A 17,891-nucleotide genomic window follows, 5' to 3' on the forward strand; every position below is an offset into this window, starting at 1 on the left:
CGGTTCCGTTCAGTTCCGCACGTCCGCGGTCACGGTCGCCCCGAGCCGCTCCGCGTACGCCCGCGCCGCCTCCCGCGCCTCCGGCTCCAGGGCCTCGCCCGCCGCCAGCGTGCGGGGCAGCAGCTCCCGCTCGGTGGTGAGCGCCCGGAACAGCATCGCGACCGTCACGTCGTGGTCCGGCCGGTGCAGCACCTCGACCGGGTCTCCGGCGCGTACGTACCCCTCCTGCACCACCCGCAGGTACGCGCCCGGCAGCACCGCCCGCGTGAAGGTCCTGACCCAGCCCCGCTCGTCCAGATGGCCCTGGAAGGTGCGGCAGGGGATTCGGGCCGAGGCCACTTCCAGCACCACGTCCGCGCCGACCCGCCAACGCTCTCCGATGAGCGCCCCGTTGACGTCGATGCCGGAGGTGGTGAGGTTCTCGCCGAAGACGCCGCCGGGCAGCTCGCGGCCCAGTTCCAGCTCCCACCACTCGAGGTCCTCGCGCGCGTACGCGTAGACGGCCTGGTGGTCACCGCCGTGGTGGCGCCTGCTGCACACGTCGTCGCCTTCGAGGCCGGAGCCGCCGACGCCCTTGGGGCCCGGGGCGAAGACCCGGACCGGGCCCTCCACCGGGCGCTTGGCGATGCCGGTGAGCCCGCCTTCCGTGTCGGTGTACGCGACGGAGGCCGCCTTGCCCAGGTTCACGGAAATGAGGTGCATGTGCGCCAAGCTAGCGGACGTGTGCCCAAAGCCGCGAGGGGATTGTTCGCACTCCGGTCAAAGTTCGTCTTATGCTTCAGGAGTGATCGAGGCACGTCATCTCCGGGTCCTGCGCGCGGTCGCTGGCACCGGCTCCTTCTCCGCCGCAGCCCGCGAACTGGGCTGCACCCAGCCCGCCGTCTCCCAGCAGATGAAGGCCCTGGAACACTCGGCGGGCACCCCGCTGCTGGTGCGGACCGGCCGCGAGATGCGGCTCACCCAGGCCGGCGAAGCCCTGGTCCGGCACGCCGCGGGGATCCTGGCCGGGCTGACCGCCGCCGAGGAGGAGGTCGCCGCCATCGCCGGACTGCGGGCCGGCCGGGTCCGCCTGGTCTCCTTCCCCAGCGGCAGCTCCACCCTGGTGCCGACCGCCCTGGCCGCGATGCGCGCCGGGCACCCGGGGACCCGCATCTCGCTGGTGGAGGCGGAGCCGCCGCGCTCGGTGGAGATGCTGCGCGAGGGCGACTGCGACGTGGCCCTGGCCTTCCGGTACGCCGGCACCCCGGACGTCGGCGAGTGGCAGGACCTGGTCGTGCGGCCGCTGCTCACCGACCGGCTCGTCGGCCTGGTGCCGGAGGGCCACCGGCTGGCCGGTGCGGAGCGGGTCGAAATGGCGGACCTCGCCGAGGAGCCGTGGATCGCGGGCTGCCCGCGCTGCCGCCGCCACCTGGTCGAGGTCTGCGAAGGCGCCGGGTTCACCCCGCGGATCGACTTCGCCACCGACGACTACCCGGCCGTGGTGGGTCTGGTCGGCGCGGGCTTGGGCGTGGCGGTGCTGCCGGAGCTGGCCGTGGAGTCCGTACGCACGAAGGGCGCGCGCACGGTGGCGGTGGAGCCGGCGGTGGAGCGCGAGGTGGTCGCGCTGACCCTGCCCGACCTGGCGCGGGTCCCGGCGGTGGCGGCGACCCTCGCCGAACTGGAGCGGGCCGCCGGCCGTTAGGGGCCGGCGGCCGTTAGGGGCCGGCGGCCGGGGGGCGTCCTCCCGGTCCCGGATTCGAAGAAACGTTCCTTCAGGTGTCCGTGCCTGCCCCCGGGGGTGGCGGCGCTCAGTGTGGCGGTGTGGGGCCGCCGGTCACGCTGCTGGCGGGGATGAGGCGGTGCCGGGCCCGTCCCATCAGTTCCTCGCGCTCGTCTTCGGTGAGGCCGCCCCACACCCCGTAGGGCTCACGGACGGCCAGCGCGTGCGCGGCGCATTCCGCGCGCACCGGGCATCGCATGCAGACCTCTTTAGCCGAGGCCTCGCGCGCGCTCCGGGCCGCACCCCGCTCGCCCTCCGGGTGGAAGAAGAGTGAGCTGTCGACCCCGCGGCAGGCTGCCAGCAACTGCCAGTCCCAGAGGTCGGCGTTCGGTCCGGGGAGGCGGGAGAAATCTGCCATTGCTAGTCCTCTTGGTGCCGGTACTGAGACGGATACGGTCCAAGTCTCCACACCTACTGTCGTAGTAGATGTAAATATGACTCACTCGGAATCTAGCCTCAGACACATGCGAAACGGAAGGAAAGCCGCCAAATAGGGCATACCTCCAGATGGAGGACGGATGGCTTGTCGCTCCAACGCCGTGTTCGCTTCCTCACGTAGAGTGCCGAAGGTGTCCGTCCGACCCGTAACTCTTTCGAGTGACCATCGTTGAGAGTGCGAAGGCGGTTGAACGAAGAAGTTCCCGGACAGGTGTCCGAGGGCATCGACCGCACAGGTGACGATACGTACCAGCCTGGAGGCTCAAGGTGACGCGCATCAGCAGCTGCGGAGGGCGGTCATGACGTCCGTTCTCGTCTGCGACGACTCCCCGCTTGCCCGAGAGGCGCTCCGTCGCGCGGTGGCCACCGTGCCCGGCGTCGAGCGTGTGACGACGGCTGCCAACGGCGAGGAAGTCCTCCGCCGCTGGGGTGCCGACCGCTCCGACCTGATCCTGATGGATGTACGGATGCCCGGCCTCGGCGGTGTCGAGACCGTCCGCCGGCTGCTCTCGGCCGACCCGGGCGCCCGCATCATCATGCTCACGGTCGCCGAGGACCTGGACGGCGTGGCCCTCGCGGTCGCCGCCGGCGCCCGTGGCTACCTGCACAAGGACGCCTCGCGCGCCGAGCTGCGGGCCACGGTCACCCAGGCGCTCGCCGACCCGACCTGGCGACTGGCCCCCCGCCGGCTCCGCTCCGCCGAGATGGGCGCCGCCCCCACCCTGACCGCCCGCGAGATCCAGGTGCTGGAGGGGATGAGTCACGGCCGCTCCAACGCGGAGATCGGCCGCGAGCTCTTCCTCTCCGAGGACACCGTCAAGACCCACGCGCGCCGGCTCTTCAAGAAGCTCGGCGCCTCGGACCGCGCGCACGCGGTGGCGCTCGGCTTCCGCTGGGGCCTGGTCCGCTGACCGCCGGCCCCCGGGCGACCGGTTCCCCGTCCGCCTCCGGCGGACGGGGCGGCACGCCCGGTGTTCGGCCCGGGATTGGCGGGGCACAATCCGGGGGACGTGTCGCTTCGGACGTGATGCCGCATCCTTGAGGTGTGCCGCATCCTTGGAGATGTGGAGTCCTCGGGACTATTCGGCCGAGCGGGAGGGGAGGGCGCAGGGAATGACGTCAGGCGCGCCCGCTCATAACGCTTCGGTGCACAACACCGACCACGGTGCCGCGAATGCTCCGGCGCCGAGGCACCATGGATTGATGCGCGACGACGAGGCCAAGGGGTCTGCTGCGGCCACGGCCCCGGCCGGTGCCCCCGCGGGAGGCGGCGCCGGAGCCGTCGGTGGGCTCGTCCGCCGCGCGGTGGAGGGCGACGAGCAGGCCACCCACGACCTGCTCGCCCACGTACACCCGCTGGCCCTGCGCTACTGCCGTACCCGGCTGTCCAGGCTGCCCGGCGACGCCCGCCACTTCGTCGAGGACCTGGCGCAGGAAGTCTGCGTCGCCGTGCTGATGGCCCTCCCGCGCTACCGCGACACCGGCCGCCCCTTCGAGGCCTTCGTCTTCGCCATCGCCGCGCACAAGGTCGCCGACCTCCAGCGGGCGGCCATGCGCCACCCGGGGAGCACGGCCGTCCCCTCCGACGAGATGCCCGAGCGGCCGGACGACTCGCTGGGCCCCGAGGAGCGGGCGCTGCTGAGCAGCGACGCCGAGTGGGCGAAGAAACTGCTGGCCAACCTGCCCGAGAACCAGCGCGAGCTGCTGGTGCTGCGGGTCGCGGTCGGCCTGACCGCCGAGGAGACCGGCCAGATGCTGGGCATGTCGCCGGGCGCGGTGAGGGTGGCGCAGCACCGGGCGCTCAGCCGGCTGCGCGCGCTCGCCGAGCAGTGACCGGTCCGAATCTCGTACGAACAGACGAAACTTCCGGTCGATCTTCATCGTGGAATGAGACGCCGCGCGATCCCGTTAGCATGGACATCCGCGCTGAGCAAGACCATCTGGGAAGGTGTCATGACTGTCAACGGCGACGTCGATGGAGTACCCGGCAAATTCGCGACGCTGGGTCTGACCTACGACGACGTGCTCCTTCTTCCCGGCGCGTCGGACATGGCCCCGGACGAGATCGACACCTCTTCCTACATCTCCAAGAACGTCCGTGTGAACGTTCCGCTGCTGTCCGCCGCCATGGACAAGGTCACCGAGGCCCGTATGGCCATCGCGATGGCCCGCCAGGGCGGCGTCGGCGTACTGCACCGCAACCTCTCCATCGCCGACCAGGCGAACCAGGTCGACCTGGTCAAGCGCTCCGAGTCGGGCATGGTCACCGACCCGATCACCGTGCACCCGGACGCCACCCTGCGCGAGGCCGACGAGCTGTGCGCGAAGTTCCGTATCTCCGGCGTCCCGGTCACCGACGCCGCCGGCAAGCTGCTGGGCATCGTCACCAACCGCGACATGGCCTTCGAGTCGGACCGCTCCCGCCAGGTGCGCGAGGTCATGACCCCGATGCCGCTGGTCACCGGCAAGGTCGGCATCTCGGGCGTGGACGCCATGGAGCTGCTGCGCCGCCACAAGATCGAGAAGCTGCCGCTGGTCGACGACGCGGGCACCCTCAAGGGCCTGATCACGGTCAAGGACTTCGTCAAGGCGGAGAAGTACCCGAACGCCGCCAAGGACAGGGACGGCCGCCTGCTGGTCGGCGCCGCCGTCGGAGTCGCCGGCGACGCCTTCGAGCGCGCCCAGGCGCTCATCGAGGCCGGCGTGGACTTCATCGTGGTCGACACCGCGCACGGCCACTCCCGGCTGGTCGGCGACATGGTCTCCAAGATCAAGTCGAACTCCTCGGTGGACGTCATCGGCGGCAACGTCGCCACCCGCGACGGCGCCCAGGCGCTGATCGACGCCGGCTGCGACGGCATCAAGGTCGGTGTCGGCCCCGGCTCCATCTGCACCACCCGCGTGGTCGCCGGCATCGGCGTCCCGCAGGTCACCGCGATCTACGAGGCCTCGCTGGCCGCCAAGGCCGCGGGCGTCCCGGTCATCGGCGACGGCGGCCTGCAGTACTCCGGCGACATCGCCAAGGCCCTGGTCGCCGGCGCGGACACGGTCATGCTCGGTTCACTGCTGGCGGGCTGCGAGGAGTCCCCGGGCGAGCTGCTGTTCATCAACGGCAAGCAGTTCAAGTCCTACCGGGGCATGGGCTCGCTCGGCGCCATGCAGTCCCGCGGCGACCGCAAGTCCTTCTCCAAGGACCGCTACTTCCAGGAGGGCGTGGGCGGCGACGACAAGCTCATCCCCGAGGGCATCGAGGGCCAGGTCCCGTACCGCGGTCCGCTCGCGGCGGTCGTCCACCAGCTGGTCGGCGGTCTGCGCCAGTCGATGTTCTACGTCGGCGGCCGTACCGTCCCCGAGCTGCAGGAGCGCGGCCGGTTCGTCCGGATCACCTCGGCGGGTCTGAAGGAGAGCCACCCGCACGACATCCAGATGACGGTCGAGGCGCCGAACTACAGCCGCCAGGGCTGACCGCCCCCGTGTCGCGGGAGGGCGGGTCCGGGGAGCACCCGGGCCCGCCCTCCGGCGTTCCCGGGCGCGGGGCGGCGGGCGCGGGTGTCCGTACGGCGGTCACGGGAACGCGCGGCTCCGGCGTTCGGGGATACTGGACGGGCAGACCCAGAGGGAAAGGCCACCACACGTGACTGAGATCGAGATCGGGCGCGGCAAGCGCGGCCGCCGGGCATACGCCTTCGACGACATCGCCATCGTCCCGAGCCGGCGTACGCGCGACCCGAAGGAGGTCTCGATCGCCTGGCAGATCGACGCCTACCGGTTCGAGCTCCCGTTCCTGGCCGCTCCCATGGACTCGGTGGTCTCCCCGCAGACCGCGATCCGCATCGGCGAGCTCGGCGGCCTCGGCGTGCTGAACCTCGAAGGCCTGTGGACCCGGTACGAGGACCCGCAGCCGCTGCTGGACGAGATCGCGGAGCTGCCGGAGGAGGCCGCGACCCGCCGCCTCCAGGAGGTCTACGCGGCGCCGATCCAGGCCGACCTGATCGGGCAGCGCATCAAGGAGGTGCGCGACTCCGGCGTGGTCACGGCCGCGGCCCTCTCCCCGCAGCGCACCGCGCAGTTCTCCAAGGCCGTCGTGGACGCGGGCGTGGACATCTTCGTCATCCGCGGCACCACCGTCTCCGCCGAGCACGTCTCCGGCGCCGCCGAGCCGCTGAACCTGAAGCAGTTCATCTACGAGCTCGACGTCCCCGTCATCGTCGGCGGCTGCGCCACCTACACGGCGGCCCTGCACCTGATGCGCACCGGCGCGGCCGGCGTGCTGGTGGGCTTCGGCGGCGGCGCCGCCCACACCACCCGCAACGTGCTCGGCATCCAGGTCCCGATGGCCACCGCCGTCGCCGACGTGGCCGCGGCCCGCCGCGACTACATGGACGAGTCCGGCGGCCGCTACGTGCACGTCATCGCCGACGGCGGCGTGGGCTGGTCCGGCGACCTGCCCAAGGCCGTCGCCTGTGGCGCGGACGCCGTGATGATCGGCTCCCCGCTGGCCCGCGCCACGGACGCACCCGGCAAGGGCCACCACTGGGGCATGGAGGCCGTCCACGAGGACGTGCCGCGCGGCAAGAAGGTCCACCTCGGCACGGTGGGCACCACCGAGGAGATCCTGACCGGCCCGTCGCACACCCCGGACGGCTCGATGAACCTGTTCGGCGCCCTGCGCCGCTCGATGGCCACCACCGGCTACAGCGAGCTCAAGGAGTTCCAGCGCGTCGAGGTCACCGTGGCGGACTCCCAGCACCGCCGCTGACCCTCCCGACGGCAGCCCGAAGGGCCGGCACCCCGCGCGAGTGGGGCGCCGGCCCTTCGGCGTACGGGGCGCGGCCGTACGGGGCCCGCCGTACGGGGACCGCCGTACGGGGCCCGCCGTACGGGGCCCGCCGGACCGGGCCGGGTCAGAGGCGGTGGGCGGCGCCGGCCGGGGTGGCGCCCCGGGTGTCGAGGAGGAGCTGGGCCTTCACGGCCAGGCCCTGCATGTCGTAGGTGCGGTGGTGCTGGAGCAGGAGGGTGAGGTCGGCGTTGGCGGCGGCCTCGTAGAGGGACTCGGCGCGGGGGACGGGCTGGTCGCGGACCCGCCAGCCGGCGACGAACGGGTCGTGGTAGCTGATCAGCGCGCCGAGGTCGAGGAGGCGGCCGGCGATCTCGCGGGCCGGGGAGCCCTCCTGGTCGGCGAGGTCGGGCTTGTAGGTGACGCCGAGGAGCAGGACGCGGGCGCCGCGCGCGGACTTGCCGTGTTCGTTCAGCAGGGTGGCGCAGCGCTGGATGACGTACTGCGGCATCCGGTCGTTGATCTCCTTGGCCAGGCCGACCATGCGGAGCGGGTGGCCGGGGGTGCGGGAGGAGTGGGGGAGGTAGGTGGGGTCGAGGGGGATGCCGTGGCCGCCGACCCCGGGGCCGGGGCGGAAGGCGTGGAAGCCGTAGGGCTTGGTCTCGGCGCAGCGGACGACGTCCCACAGGTCCACGCCGATGTCGTGGCAGAGCACCGCCATCTCGTTCATCAGGGCGATGTTGACGTGCCGGAAGTTGGTCTCCAGCAGCTGTACGGTCTCGGCCTCGCGCAGGCCGCGGGCCCGGACGACCTTCTCGGTCAGGCGGGCGTAGAAGGCGGCCGCGGACTCGGTGCAGGCGGGGGTGAGGCCGCCGATCACCTTGGGGGTGTTGCCGATGGTGTGCGTGCGGTTGCCGGGGTCGAGGCGGCTGGGGGAGTAGGCCAGGTGGAAGTCCCGGCCGGCCCGGAGGCCGGAGCCCGATTCGAGGATGGGCCGCAGGTAGTCCTCGGTGGCGCCGGGGTGTACGGCGGACTCGAGGATGACGGTGGTGTTCGGGCGCATCCGGGCGGCGAGGGCCTGGCCGGCCTCCCCGACGGCGGAGAGGTCGAGGGCGCGGTCGGGGCCGAGCCGGGTGGGTGCGCAGATGACGGCGGTGCGTACCCGGCCGAGTTCGGCGGGGTCGGTGGCGACCCGGAAGCCGGCCGCCGACATGCGGCGGAGCTCGGCGGCGGTGAGGCTGGTGTCGGTGGCGGGGCCGCAGGTGTAGCCGACGGTCTCGATACCGGCGGCGACGGCGGCCTGGGCGAGCGGGAGGCCGAGGTGGCCGAGTCCGATGACGGCGAGATCTGCGGGCATGGGGGTGCCGTCCCTTCCCTGACATGAGGGGCCTGTGCGCGCAAGTCCTGTGGACAGGGGAAGCTGGCGCTATGTCAGACTAGGCGTATATATGACCGATCTGTCGCATTGTGGGGTAGTGGTCTCCGTTGTGTTGTCCACAGGCGGTGGCTGATGTGGGTGCGCGAGGTCAGACTTGGTGGTCACGGGGGATGTGAGCGGGGCTACCCGCACACCAACGGGAGGCAGTGGTGAGGACAGCGACACTCGGACCGGCGCAGCGCGCCGAGGCGCTCGCCCGGATGGCCGAGCGGGAACTGGACGTGCTGGTGGTCGGGGCCGGCGTCGTGGGGGCCGGTACCGCGCTCGACGCGGTCACCAGGGGCCTGTCCACGGGGCTGGTGGAGGCCCGCGACTGGGCGTCCGGCACCTCCAGCAGATCGAGCAAGCTGATCCACGGCGGCCTGCGCTACCTGGAGATGCTCGACTTCGCGCTCGTCCGGGAGGCCCTGAAGGAACGCGGCCTGCTGCTGGAGCGTCTCGCCCCGCACCTGGTGAAGCCGGTGCCGTTCCTCTACCCGCTCCAGCACAAGGGCTGGGAGCGGTTCTACGCCGGTTCCGGGGTCGCGCTGTACGACGCCATGTCCGTCTCCAGCGGACACGGCCGGGGCCTGCCGGTCCACCGGCACCTGACGCGCCGGCGGGCCCTGCGGGTGGCGCCCTGCCTGCGCAAGGACGCCCTGGTGGGTGCCCTCCAGTACTACGACGCCCAGATGGACGACGCGCGGTTCGTGACCGCGCTCGTCCGGACGGCCGCGGCCTACGGGGCGGGTTGCGCCAACCGGGCGAGGGTGACCGGGTTCCTCCGCGAGGGTGAACGCGTGGTCGGCGCGCGGGTGCGGGACGTGGAGGGCGGCGGCGAGTACGAGGTGCGGGCCAAGCAGGTCGTCAACGCCACCGGGGTGTGGACCGACGACACGCAGGCGCTGATCGGGGAGCGCGGCCAGTTCCACGTCCGCGCCTCGAAGGGCATCCACCTGGTCGTCCCCAAGGACCGGATCCACTCGACCACCGGGCTGATCCTGCGGACGGAGAAGTCCGTGCTGTTCGTGATCCCCTGGGGCCGGCACTGGATCGTCGGCACCACCGACACCGACTGGGACCTGGACAAGGCCCATCCGGCGGCGTCCAGCGCGGACATCGACTACCTGCTGGAGCACGTCAACTCGGTCCTGGCGGTCCCCCTCACCCGGGACGACGTGCAGGGGGTGTACGCGGGCCTGCGCCCGCTGCTGGCCGGCGAGTCGGACGCCACCAGCAAGCTGTCCCGGGAGCACACGGTGGCGCACCCGGTGCCCGGACTGGTGGTCGTGGCCGGCGGCAAGTACACGACGTACCGGGTGATGGCCAAGGACGCGGTGGACGAGGCGGTGCACGGACTGGACCAGCGGGTCGCCGCCTGCGTCACCGAGGACGTCCCGCTGGTCGGCGCCGAGGGGTACCGGGCGCTGTGGAACGCCCGGGCCCGGATCGCGGCCCGGACGGGTCTTCATGTCGTGCGCGTGGAACACCTGTTGAACCGCTACGGATCGCTGACCGAGGAGCTGCTGGACCTCATCGAGAAGGACCCCGGGCTGGGCCGGCCGCTCGGCGGAGCGGAGGACTACCTGCGCGCCGAAGTGGTCTACGCGGCCTCGCACGAGGGGGCCCGGCACCTGGACGACGTACTGACCCGGCGCACCAGGATCTCCATCGAGACCTTCGATCGGGGGACCCGTTCGGCCCGCGAATGCGCGGAGTTGATGGCACCGGTGCTCGGCTGGGACGCCCAGCAGGTGGAGAAGGAGGTGGAACACTACGAGAAGCGGGTCCAGGCGGAACGCGAGTCCCAGCGGCAGCCGGACGACCAGACCGCGGACGCGGCCCGGTTGGGGGCCCCGGACATCGTCCCGCTCTGACGGCGCGCGAACCCGTTCGGGGTTGGTGGAACCGCCGACCCCGGGGGCCCGTCCGTCCCGGAGTGAGGAACAATGAGGGTTCGGCCGGGGCGGGTTATGTACAGCCGGCCGGATCCCGGGGCAGCCGGAGCGGGCGCCACGATCGCAGAGGGGACGCATGTCGAAGCCGGAGCACAACAGCGAGCCGGACGTCTCCACCGGTAACGATCTTGGTGTCGGCGCGGAAGGGCGCCCCACCGACCTGACGAAATCACCGGAGAAGCGCCGGCCGGCCGCCGCGGCGGACGAGGAACCGAGCGGTGCCGGTGCCGGTGCCGGGTCCGGGCCGGACGCGGCCGGGTCCACCACGGCGAAGCCGGCCGCGGAGGCGGACGCGAAGCCGGCCGCGGAGGCCGAGTCCGACGACGCCGGTTCCGGGGCCGGTGACGAGGCGGCGACCGCCGGGGCGGCCGGGGCCGGGGCTGCGGGGGCTGCGGGGGCGCGGTCCGCGGGGGCCGGGAAGGCGCGTACCGGAAAGGCCGCGGCGGAGCGGGCCGGGAGCGACACCAGGGCGGAGACCCGCGCCGGGACCGCCGAGCGCGCCAAGGGCTCCGCGGAGCCGGAGGCCGCCGCGAGGACCACCGGCGGGACCGCCGAGGACGAGGGCAGGCTGCTCGCCGGCCGGTACCGGCTGGAGCGGGTGCTCGGCAAGGGCGGCATGGGCACCGTCTGGCGGGCCCTCGACGAGATCCTCGGCCGGACCGTCGCCGTCAAGGAACTGCGGTTCCACTCCGGTGTCGACGAGGACGAGAAGCGCCGGCTGGTCACCCGCACCCTGCGTGAGGCCAAGGCGATCGCCCGGATCCGCAGCGGCGGCGCCGTCACCGTGTTCGACGTGGTGGACGAGGACGACCGCCCGTGGATCGTCATGGAGCTCATCGAGGGCCTCTCCCTCGCCGAGTACATCCGCGAGCGCGGCACCCTCACCCCCCGCCGCGCGGCCGAGGTCGGTCTCGCCGTGCTCGACGTGCTCAAGGCCGCGCACGGCGAGGGCATCCTGCACCGTGACGTGAAGCCGTCCAACGTCCTGATCGCCGAGAGCGGCCGGGTCGTCCTCACCGACTTCGGCATCGCCCAGGTGGAGGGCGACCCCTCCGTCACCTCCACCGGCATGCTCGTCGGCGCCCCCTCCTACATCTCGCCGGAACGCGCCCGCGGGCAGAAGCCGGGCCCCCCGGCCGACCTGTGGTCGCTGGGCGGCCTGCTCTACGCCTCGGTGGAGGGCGTGCCCCCGTACGACAAGGGCTCGGCGCTCGCGACGCTCACCGCCGTGATGACCGAGCCGGTCGAGCCGCCCAAGAACGCGGGTCCGCTGGCCGAGGTCATCTACGGCCTGCTGGTCAAGGACCCCGCCCGCCGGCTCGACGACGCCCGGACCCGGAACCTGCTGGCCGCTGTCATCAACGCGCCCGAGGAGCCGGAGGACGGGCGGGATTCCGAGCGCACCCGGGTGGTCTCCCTGACGGCCGCCCAGGCGGCCGCGGAGAAGGCGGCGGCCGACAAGGCGGCGGAGAAGGCCGCGGCCAAGGCCGCGGCGCGCAAGGAGCGCGAGCAGCGCGAACGTGCCCGCGAGGCGCTGAAGGCGGCCCGCAAGGCCGCCGCAGCCTCGGCCGCGGCGGCAACCGCCGGCACGGCGGAGGCCGCGTCCGCCGAGCACCGGAGCGACGCCGGCACGCCGGCCACCGCCTCCGCGGGCGGCCGCCCGGCCACGGTCGTGGCCCCGCTCACCGACGTCATGCAGCGCCGCACCATAGCGCTGGCGGTGGCGGCCCTGGTGGTCGTCCTCGCGGTCGTCGGCTCCCTGGTCGTATGGGCGTTCAGCGGCGACGAAGGGCAGAAGGGCGACGCCCGCAAGGGCGGCGCCACCCCCGGCACCACGGCCTCCGGCAGCCCCGTACCCGGCGGCAACGGCGGCACCACCCCCGACGGCAAGGGCGGCACCAGCCCCGTGCCCGGCACCTCGGGCGGCGGGAACGGCCAGGGCAACGGCACCGGTCCGGACGGCGGCACCGCCACCGCCGGACAGGGCGGCTCCGGCTCCGGTTCCGGTTCCGCTACCTCCGGCGCCACGGGCGGTTCCGGCGTGGGTGGCAGCCTGCCCGCCGGTTACCGGATGCTCACCGACCAGAAGTTCCGCTTCAGCATGGCGATGCCCGAGGGCTTCCACCTCACCGGCATCGCGGGCAAGGACTCCGGCGGCATATACAGCAAGGACGGCGGATTCCCGCGGATCCAGGTCGACTTCAACAAGCGGCCCGGGGACGACGCCCGGCTGGCCTGGGCCCAGCTCGCCCCGGCCGTCGCCGGCAGCAGTCAGGACTACCGGCTGCTCGGCCTCGGCGTGCGGGACTACCGCGGCTATCCCACCGTCGCCGACTGGGAGTTCGAGCGCACCCAGAACGGGATGCGGATCCGGGTGCTCAACCGCGGGTTCAAGATCGACGCCACTCACGGCTACGCCATCATGATCAGCTGCCCGGCCGACCAGTGGGACGGCCCGGAGTGCACCCAGATGCGGCAGACGGCCTTCGACACCTTCCAGCCGCTGGGCTGACCGGCTGACCGCGGGCGACCTCGCGAAGGACCGGGACGCGGGCGCGGTGTGCGACGTATCGTGTTCGAGGGGTCATCGGGGGAAACGGGGGATCCGGAGTGGAGGACTACGCGGGGCGCATCCTGGCCGACCGCTACCGTCTGCCGCTGCCGCCCTCCGACGCGTACGAACTGGTCGAGACGCGCGCCTTCGACACGCGCAGCGGGCAGGAAGTGCTGATCCGTCAGGTGCCGTTGCCGGAGGTCGTGGACGCCGAGGTGCTCGACGGACGGCCCGCGCCGGACGTCCGTTCCCCGGGTGAACTCCCCGCGGTCCGGCGGGCCATCGAGGCCGCCCAGGCGGCGGCCCGGATCCCCGACCACCCCCGGCTGGACCAGGTCTTCGACGTGTTCGCCGAGGGCGGCTCGCTGTGGATAGTGAGCGAACTCGTGCCCGCCCGGCCGCTCGCGTCGCTGATCGCCGACGAACCGCTGAGCCCGTACCGGGCCGCGGAGGTCGCCTCCGACGTACTGACGGCCCTGCGGGTGCTGCACGCGCACGGCTGGACCCACCGCAACATCACCGTGCGCACGGTGCTGGTCTGCGACGACGGCCGGGTCGTGCTCACCGGGCTGGCGGCCGGCGCCGCCGAGGACGCGCTCTGCGGCTACGACCCCGTCCCGGACCTCGAGGACGCCGAGCCGCCCATCGGCTCTGCCGACCACGGTCCGCCCGGTCCGCCCGGTCCGCCCGGTCCGCCCGGTCCGCCCCAGTGGCCCGGCAGCCCCCTCCCGGCCGCGCCAGGCGGCCACCCCGGTGACACCCTCGGGCTCCCCCGGTCGACCGGCGGCACCGCGTCCCTGCCGGGCCGGGGCGGCGTGCCCACCCCGTGGTGGTCCGACGACCCCGGCGGCGTCGCCGCGGCCCGGCGGGCACCGGGCGGGGACGGCGAGCCCGCCACGACCGTGCCCGGGCCGGGCGGCGTGGCCGCGCCCCGGTCCGCCGGTCCGGTCCCGGCGGAGGAGCGGCCCGGTACGCCCGTGCCCGGGCCGGGCGGGGGCGTACCGGGCCAGTGGACCGGTGGTGCGCCCACGGACGGCCCCGGTGGGGCCGGGCCCTCGCAGGGTCCCGCGGAAGCCCGGTCCGGGCGGGCCGCCGAGCCGCAGGGGCCCGCGTACGCCGACCGGATCACCCCGGGACGGCCGCGGGCCGAGGACCGGCCCGACCTGAAGGCCGCCGCCCGCGCCGGAGCGGTGGCCGCGTACCGGGCCGGCACCCGTGCCGCAGCCCGGGTCACCGAGGAACGCCGGGCCGTGGAGCCCGGGCAGGCCCCGGAGCCGCGCCCGCGCGGATCGCGGCTGCCCCAGGGCTACTCGTACCCCTACGGCGGCGGACCGGAGGCCGCCGCCGTCGCGCCCGTCCCCGCTCCCGCTCCCGCCCGAACGGAAGCGCCGTCGGAGGAGCTGCCCGAGGTGGCGTCCCAGTCGGCGTCCGAGGCGCCGGCGTCCCAGGCGCGGGCGTCCGAGGCGCCGATCGCGGTCCCGCCGGTGCCGTACGCCCGCCCCGCGTTGCCCGCCCAGCCGGCCCTGCCCCAGGGTTTCCACCAGGCCGACGCGCCCACCGCCCCGGCGGTCCGGCCCGAGCCGCAGCCCCAACCGCCCGCGCAGCCCCAACTGCCCGCGCAGTCCCAGCCCCAACCCCAGTCCCAGCTCCAGGCGCACGCGCATTCGCAGCCGCAGCCGCGGTTGGAGCCCGCCCACGTCCAGCCCCAGCCCCAGCCCCACGCCCGCGCCCGGGCCGGGACGCCCGGCGGCTGGGGAGCCGGTCCGGCCGGCGGGCTGGAGGCCGAGCGGGCCCGCCAGACGCGGATCACCGTCGTGGGAGCCGTCACCGAGCGCTGGGCGCCCGAACAGGCCCGTCCCGTCCAGGGGAACTGGCAGCTCGCCGCACCCGTGGGCCCCGCCACCGACCTGTGGGCGCTCGGCGCCCTGCTCTACCGGTGCGTCCAGGGCCACGCCCCCTACCCCGAGGACAACACCGCCGAACTCGTCGAGATGGTCTGCAGCGAGCCGCCCGCCTTCGCCGAGGAGTGCGGCCCGCTGCGCCCCGTCGTGGAGTCACTGCTGCGCCAGGACCCCACCGAGCGGCCCGACTTCGAGGAACTCCGCGGCTGGCTGCGTTCCCTCGTCCGGTCCGCGCCCGAGCCCGAGGACGCCGGCAACCCGCTGCCGCTGCCGCCCTTCGACCCCGCCCGGCTGCCCGCCGTACGCCGCCGGGCCGAGGTCCACCACGGCCGGCACCGGCAGGAGAACCCCCCGCGCCGCCCGCGCAGCGCCCGCTCCCTGGGCCGCAACCTGCTGCTCGCCGTCCTCGTCGGCATGGCCGGAACCGTCGCGTACGCCGTGTTCCTCATGCCCACGGGTGGCGGTGGCGGTGCCGGGAGCGACCTCGACCCGGACAAGGCCGGTGCGCAGACCCGCACTTCGGCCCCCGTGACCCCGTCCCCCGGCGGCAGCGCCCCACCGGCCCCCGCCCCCCAGACCACCGCGCCGCCGACCGCCGGTCCGGGCACGACCCCCCAGTCCACGCCCCCGCCGGCCACCGCGCCCGGCGGGTACGCCCTCGCCCAGGACGCCGAGGGCTTCGAGCTGTTCGTGCCCGACGGCTGGGAGCGGAGCGCCAAGAACGACGCGGGCCAGGTCCGCTACTCCGACGGGGACTACGAACTGATCGTCGTCCCCGGCAGGGACGCCTACCAGGGCAACCCGGACCCGCTGACCTACCAGAAGGACAAGGAGCGCGAGCTGGAGCCGTTCCGGGCCTCCACCTGGGCCTCCTCCAGCGGCACCAAGCAGACCAAGGTCGGGCAGAAGCTGATGGCCGAGGGCACGTACACCTGGACCGACGCCAACGGCCGCAGCCTGTACGTCCGCAACCACGTGGTCGCGCTCGGCGGCCGCTACCACGTGGTGATGGTGCTGGGCCCGCAGGACGGCCAGGAGAAGGTCGCCGACGTGTTCGCGAAGGCCACGGGGAGTTATCGGCCCGGCCGTTGAGGTGATCCGGGCCGTGCCTGACCATCCGTCACTACGGCAATTGCGTCACAGTGCGGTCTCACGGACCCCGCTTGGCTTCGGGCATGCCCGAGCGCTCCGTAATCTGGCGTCCGAAGTGACAGAGCGGCGGGGTTTCGTGGAACACAGCAGAGGCGCGGGAGTCGGCGAGGACGACGTCCTCGTGGGCCGGTACCGGCTCGCCGAGCCCATCGGGCGCGGCGGAATGGGAAAGGTCTGGCGGGCGCACGACCAGCTGTTGCACCGGACGGTGGCCGTCAAGGAACTGACGGCCGGTCTGTACGTCGCGGAGGCCGACCGCGCCGTCCTGCACGCCCGCACCCAGAAGGAGGCCAGGGCCGCGGCGCGGATCGCCCACCCGGCCGTCGTCACCGTCCACGACGTGTTCGAGCACGACGACCGGCCGTGGATCGTCATGGAGTACGTCGACGGGCCCTCCCTCGCGGACGCCGCGAAGGCGGCCGGCCGGATCGAGCCCCGCGAGGCCGCCCGGATCGGCCTGCACGTGCTCGGTGCGCTGCGCGCCGCGCACGCGGTCGGCGTACTGCACCGGGACGTCAAGCCCGGCAACGTGCTGCTGGCGAAGGACGGCCGGGTGCTGCTCACGGACTTCGGCATCGCCGCCATCGAGGGCGACACGTCGATCACCCGCACCGGCGAACTCGTGGGTTCCATCGACTACCTCGCCCCCGAGCGGGTCACCGGCGGTGCCCCCGACCCGGCCTCCGACCTCTGGTCGCTCGGGGCCACCCTCTACACGGCCGTCGAGGCCCGCTCCCCGTTCCGCCGCACCTCGCCGATCTCCAGCCTGGCGGCCGTGGTCAACGACGAGCCGCCGCCCCCGCGGCAGGCCGGTCCGCTCGGTCCCGTGATCACGGCGCTGCTGCGCAAGGACCCGGCCGACCGGCCCTCCGCCGCGGAGGCCGAGCGGATGCTGCTGGAGGCGATGGAGGGGCGCGAGCCGAAGGCCGCCCAGGCGTACGTGCCGACGCGGTCCTTCGCGCCGGAGGAGCGTCCGGCGGCGGGCGGGCCCGCCGCACCCGCGGACCGGCCGGCGCCCCCGGCCACCACGACGGCGTACCCGCACGACGGCGCCGGTGTCCCCCACCCGCACCCCGGCAGCCGCACCGCCCCCGCCCACGGCCCCGCCCACGGCCCCGCGACCACGGCCGCGACCGTCGCCCGCCCCGGCCGGGGCCCGGCCGCCGGTGCGCGGCAGCCGGGCCGGATCCGCCGGGCCGCCCTGGTCGCGGTGGTGGCGGCGCTGCTCGGCGGCGGCGGAGTGTTCGGCGCCCTGAAGTACTACGGCGGCGACGAGGCGGAGGGCACCGGCGGCACGACGGCGGGCTCCTCCACCGGAGCCTCCGGCGGATCCGGGGGCACCGGCGGTTCCGGCGGCACCGACGGCAAGGCCGATGCCGGCGCCGGTGCCGCCCGCGTACCGGACGGCTGGCGCAAGGTGAAGGACCCGGCCGGGTTCACGCTCTTCGTCCCCGAGGGCTGGCGGCGCCAGATGGACGGCGACCAGATCGACTACACCCCGGACAACGGGAAGCACCGGATCCGGATCAGCGTCGACCCGACCCCCACCCACAGGGACCCGTACGCCCACCTGCTCGACCTGGAGACGCAGGTCCGGGCCCGGTCCGCCTACCAGCGGGTGACCCTGCACCCGAACACCTTCCGGGGCCGCACCCAGGCCGCCCTGTGGGAGTTCACCTGGCAGGAGAAGAAGGACTTCCCGGGGCCGCGGCGCGCCATCGACCAGATGTACTTCGCTCCGGACGGCAAGGAGTACGCGATCTACATGGCGGGGCCGGCCGCCGACTGGGCGACCACGCGGGCCCAGTTCGACACCGTGCTCAGCGGCTGGCAGCCGGCCCCGTGAGGCGGATCGCGCCACCCTGCCAGCGATCGCTGGCGTAAAACCCAAAATCCGGTTACCGGCGGGTACCCAAAGCCATCGGGGCGCAATAC

12 protein-coding genes are annotated in these 17,891 nt (G+C 73.9%); 9 read left to right on the forward strand and 3 right to left on the reverse strand.

Going from position 1 to position 17,891, the window contains the following annotated elements; translation table 11 throughout:
• Positions 1 to 9: 9 nt before the first annotated feature.
• Complete coding sequence (locus tag ACFY61_RS13345) at positions 10 to 702, reverse strand: MOSC domain-containing protein (protein ID WP_389470886.1); 693 nt, start codon at positions 700 to 702, stop codon at positions 10 to 12.
• Positions 703 to 784: 82 nt separating this feature from the next.
• Here ACFY61_RS13345 and ACFY61_RS13350 point away from each other — a divergent pair, with 82 nt between their 5' ends.
• Complete coding sequence (locus tag ACFY61_RS13350; protein ID WP_389470888.1) at positions 785 to 1,681, forward strand: LysR family transcriptional regulator; 897 nt, start codon at positions 785 to 787, stop codon at positions 1,679 to 1,681.
• Between the two features lie 106 nt (positions 1,682 to 1,787).
• On the opposite strand, the gene ACFY61_RS13355 is transcribed toward ACFY61_RS13350, so the two are convergent.
• Positions 1,788 to 2,117: a WhiB family transcriptional regulator gene (locus tag ACFY61_RS13355; RefSeq protein WP_389470891.1), complete on the reverse strand. Its 330-nt coding sequence runs from the start codon at positions 2,115 to 2,117 to the stop codon at positions 1,788 to 1,790.
• A gap of 379 nt (positions 2,118 to 2,496) precedes the next feature.
• On the opposite strand from ACFY61_RS13355, the gene ACFY61_RS13360 reads away from it, so the two are divergent.
• The 4 genes from ACFY61_RS13360 to ACFY61_RS13375 all read left to right on the forward strand — a co-directional run bounded on the left by ACFY61_RS13360 (position 2,497) and on the right by ACFY61_RS13375 (position 6,956).
• Complete coding sequence (locus ACFY61_RS13360) at positions 2,497 to 3,108, forward strand: response regulator transcription factor (protein WP_003948568.1); 612 nt, start codon at positions 2,497 to 2,499, stop codon at positions 3,106 to 3,108.
• Positions 3,109 to 3,400: 292 nt separating this feature from the next.
• A complete protein-coding gene (locus ACFY61_RS13365) occupies positions 3,401 to 4,030 on the forward strand; it encodes a sigma-70 family RNA polymerase sigma factor (RefSeq protein ID WP_389470892.1) in 630 nt (209 codons plus the stop codon).
• 120 nt (positions 4,031 to 4,150) lie between these two features.
• Positions 4,151 to 5,662 carry an IMP dehydrogenase gene (gene guaB, locus ACFY61_RS13370; RefSeq protein WP_389470894.1) on the forward strand — a complete coding sequence of 504 codons (1,512 nt, stop codon included), beginning with the start codon at positions 4,151 to 4,153 and terminating at the stop codon, positions 5,660 to 5,662.
• Positions 5,663 to 5,831: 169 nt separating this feature from the next.
• Positions 5,832 to 6,956: a GuaB3 family IMP dehydrogenase-related protein gene (locus tag ACFY61_RS13375; protein ID WP_389470897.1), complete on the forward strand. Its 1,125-nt coding sequence runs from the start codon at positions 5,832 to 5,834 to the stop codon at positions 6,954 to 6,956.
• A 145-nt stretch (positions 6,957 to 7,101) separates the two neighbouring features.
• Here ACFY61_RS13375 and ACFY61_RS13380 read toward each other — a convergent pair whose 3' ends face one another.
• On the reverse strand, positions 7,102 to 8,331 hold the full coding sequence (locus ACFY61_RS13380; RefSeq protein WP_389470900.1) for a nucleotide sugar dehydrogenase: 1,230 nt from the start codon (positions 8,329 to 8,331) through the stop codon (positions 7,102 to 7,104).
• Positions 8,332 to 8,561: 230 nt separating this feature from the next.
• On the opposite strand from ACFY61_RS13380, the gene ACFY61_RS13385 reads away from it, so the two are divergent.
• From ACFY61_RS13385 to ACFY61_RS13400, 4 genes are all read left to right on the forward strand, one after another.
• Entirely contained in the window at positions 8,562 to 10,268 is a 1,707-nt protein-coding gene (locus ACFY61_RS13385; protein ID WP_389470902.1) for a glycerol-3-phosphate dehydrogenase/oxidase, read from the forward strand.
• A gap of 157 nt (positions 10,269 to 10,425) precedes the next feature.
• Positions 10,426 to 12,861 carry a serine/threonine-protein kinase gene (locus ACFY61_RS13390; RefSeq protein WP_389470905.1) on the forward strand — a complete coding sequence of 812 codons (2,436 nt, stop codon included), beginning with the start codon at positions 10,426 to 10,428 and terminating at the stop codon, positions 12,859 to 12,861.
• A 98-nt stretch (positions 12,862 to 12,959) separates the two neighbouring features.
• The gene (locus ACFY61_RS13395; protein ID WP_389470908.1) at positions 12,960 to 15,896 is read left to right on the forward strand and encodes a protein kinase; all 2,937 of its coding nucleotides are present in this window, start codon (positions 12,960 to 12,962) and stop codon (positions 15,894 to 15,896) included.
• A gap of 136 nt (positions 15,897 to 16,032) precedes the next feature.
• Entirely contained in the window at positions 16,033 to 17,802 is a 1,770-nt protein-coding gene (locus tag ACFY61_RS13400; RefSeq protein ID WP_389470911.1) for a serine/threonine-protein kinase, read from the forward strand.
• Positions 17,803 to 17,891: the final 89 nt, after the last annotated feature.

This window comes from Streptomyces sp. NPDC012888 (genome assembly GCF_042900645.1).
Classification (GTDB): domain Bacteria; phylum Actinomycetota; class Actinomycetes; order Streptomycetales; family Streptomycetaceae; genus Streptomyces.

Excerpts from the sequence above, each read along its gene's own strand:
- ACFY61_RS13380 (WP_389470900.1), bottom strand. The coding sequence starts at position 8,331 with ATGCCCGCAGATCTCGCCGTCATCGGACTCGGCCACCTCGGCCTCCCG.
- ACFY61_RS13365 (WP_389470892.1), top strand. The coding sequence starts at position 3,401 with ATGCGCGACGACGAGGCCAAGGGGTCTGCTGCGGCCACGGCCCCGGCC.
- ACFY61_RS13355 (WP_389470891.1), bottom strand. The coding sequence starts at position 2,117 with ATGGCAGATTTCTCCCGCCTCCCCGGACCGAACGCCGACCTCTGGGAC.
- guaB (WP_389470894.1), top strand. The coding sequence starts at position 4,151 with ATGACTGTCAACGGCGACGTCGATGGAGTACCCGGCAAATTCGCGACG.
- ACFY61_RS13390 (WP_389470905.1), top strand. The coding sequence starts at position 10,426 with ATGTCGAAGCCGGAGCACAACAGCGAGCCGGACGTCTCCACCGGTAAC.
- ACFY61_RS13360 (WP_003948568.1), top strand. The coding sequence starts at position 2,497 with ATGACGTCCGTTCTCGTCTGCGACGACTCCCCGCTTGCCCGAGAGGCG.
- ACFY61_RS13345 (WP_389470886.1), bottom strand. The coding sequence starts at position 702 with ATGCACCTCATTTCCGTGAACCTGGGCAAGGCGGCCTCCGTCGCGTAC.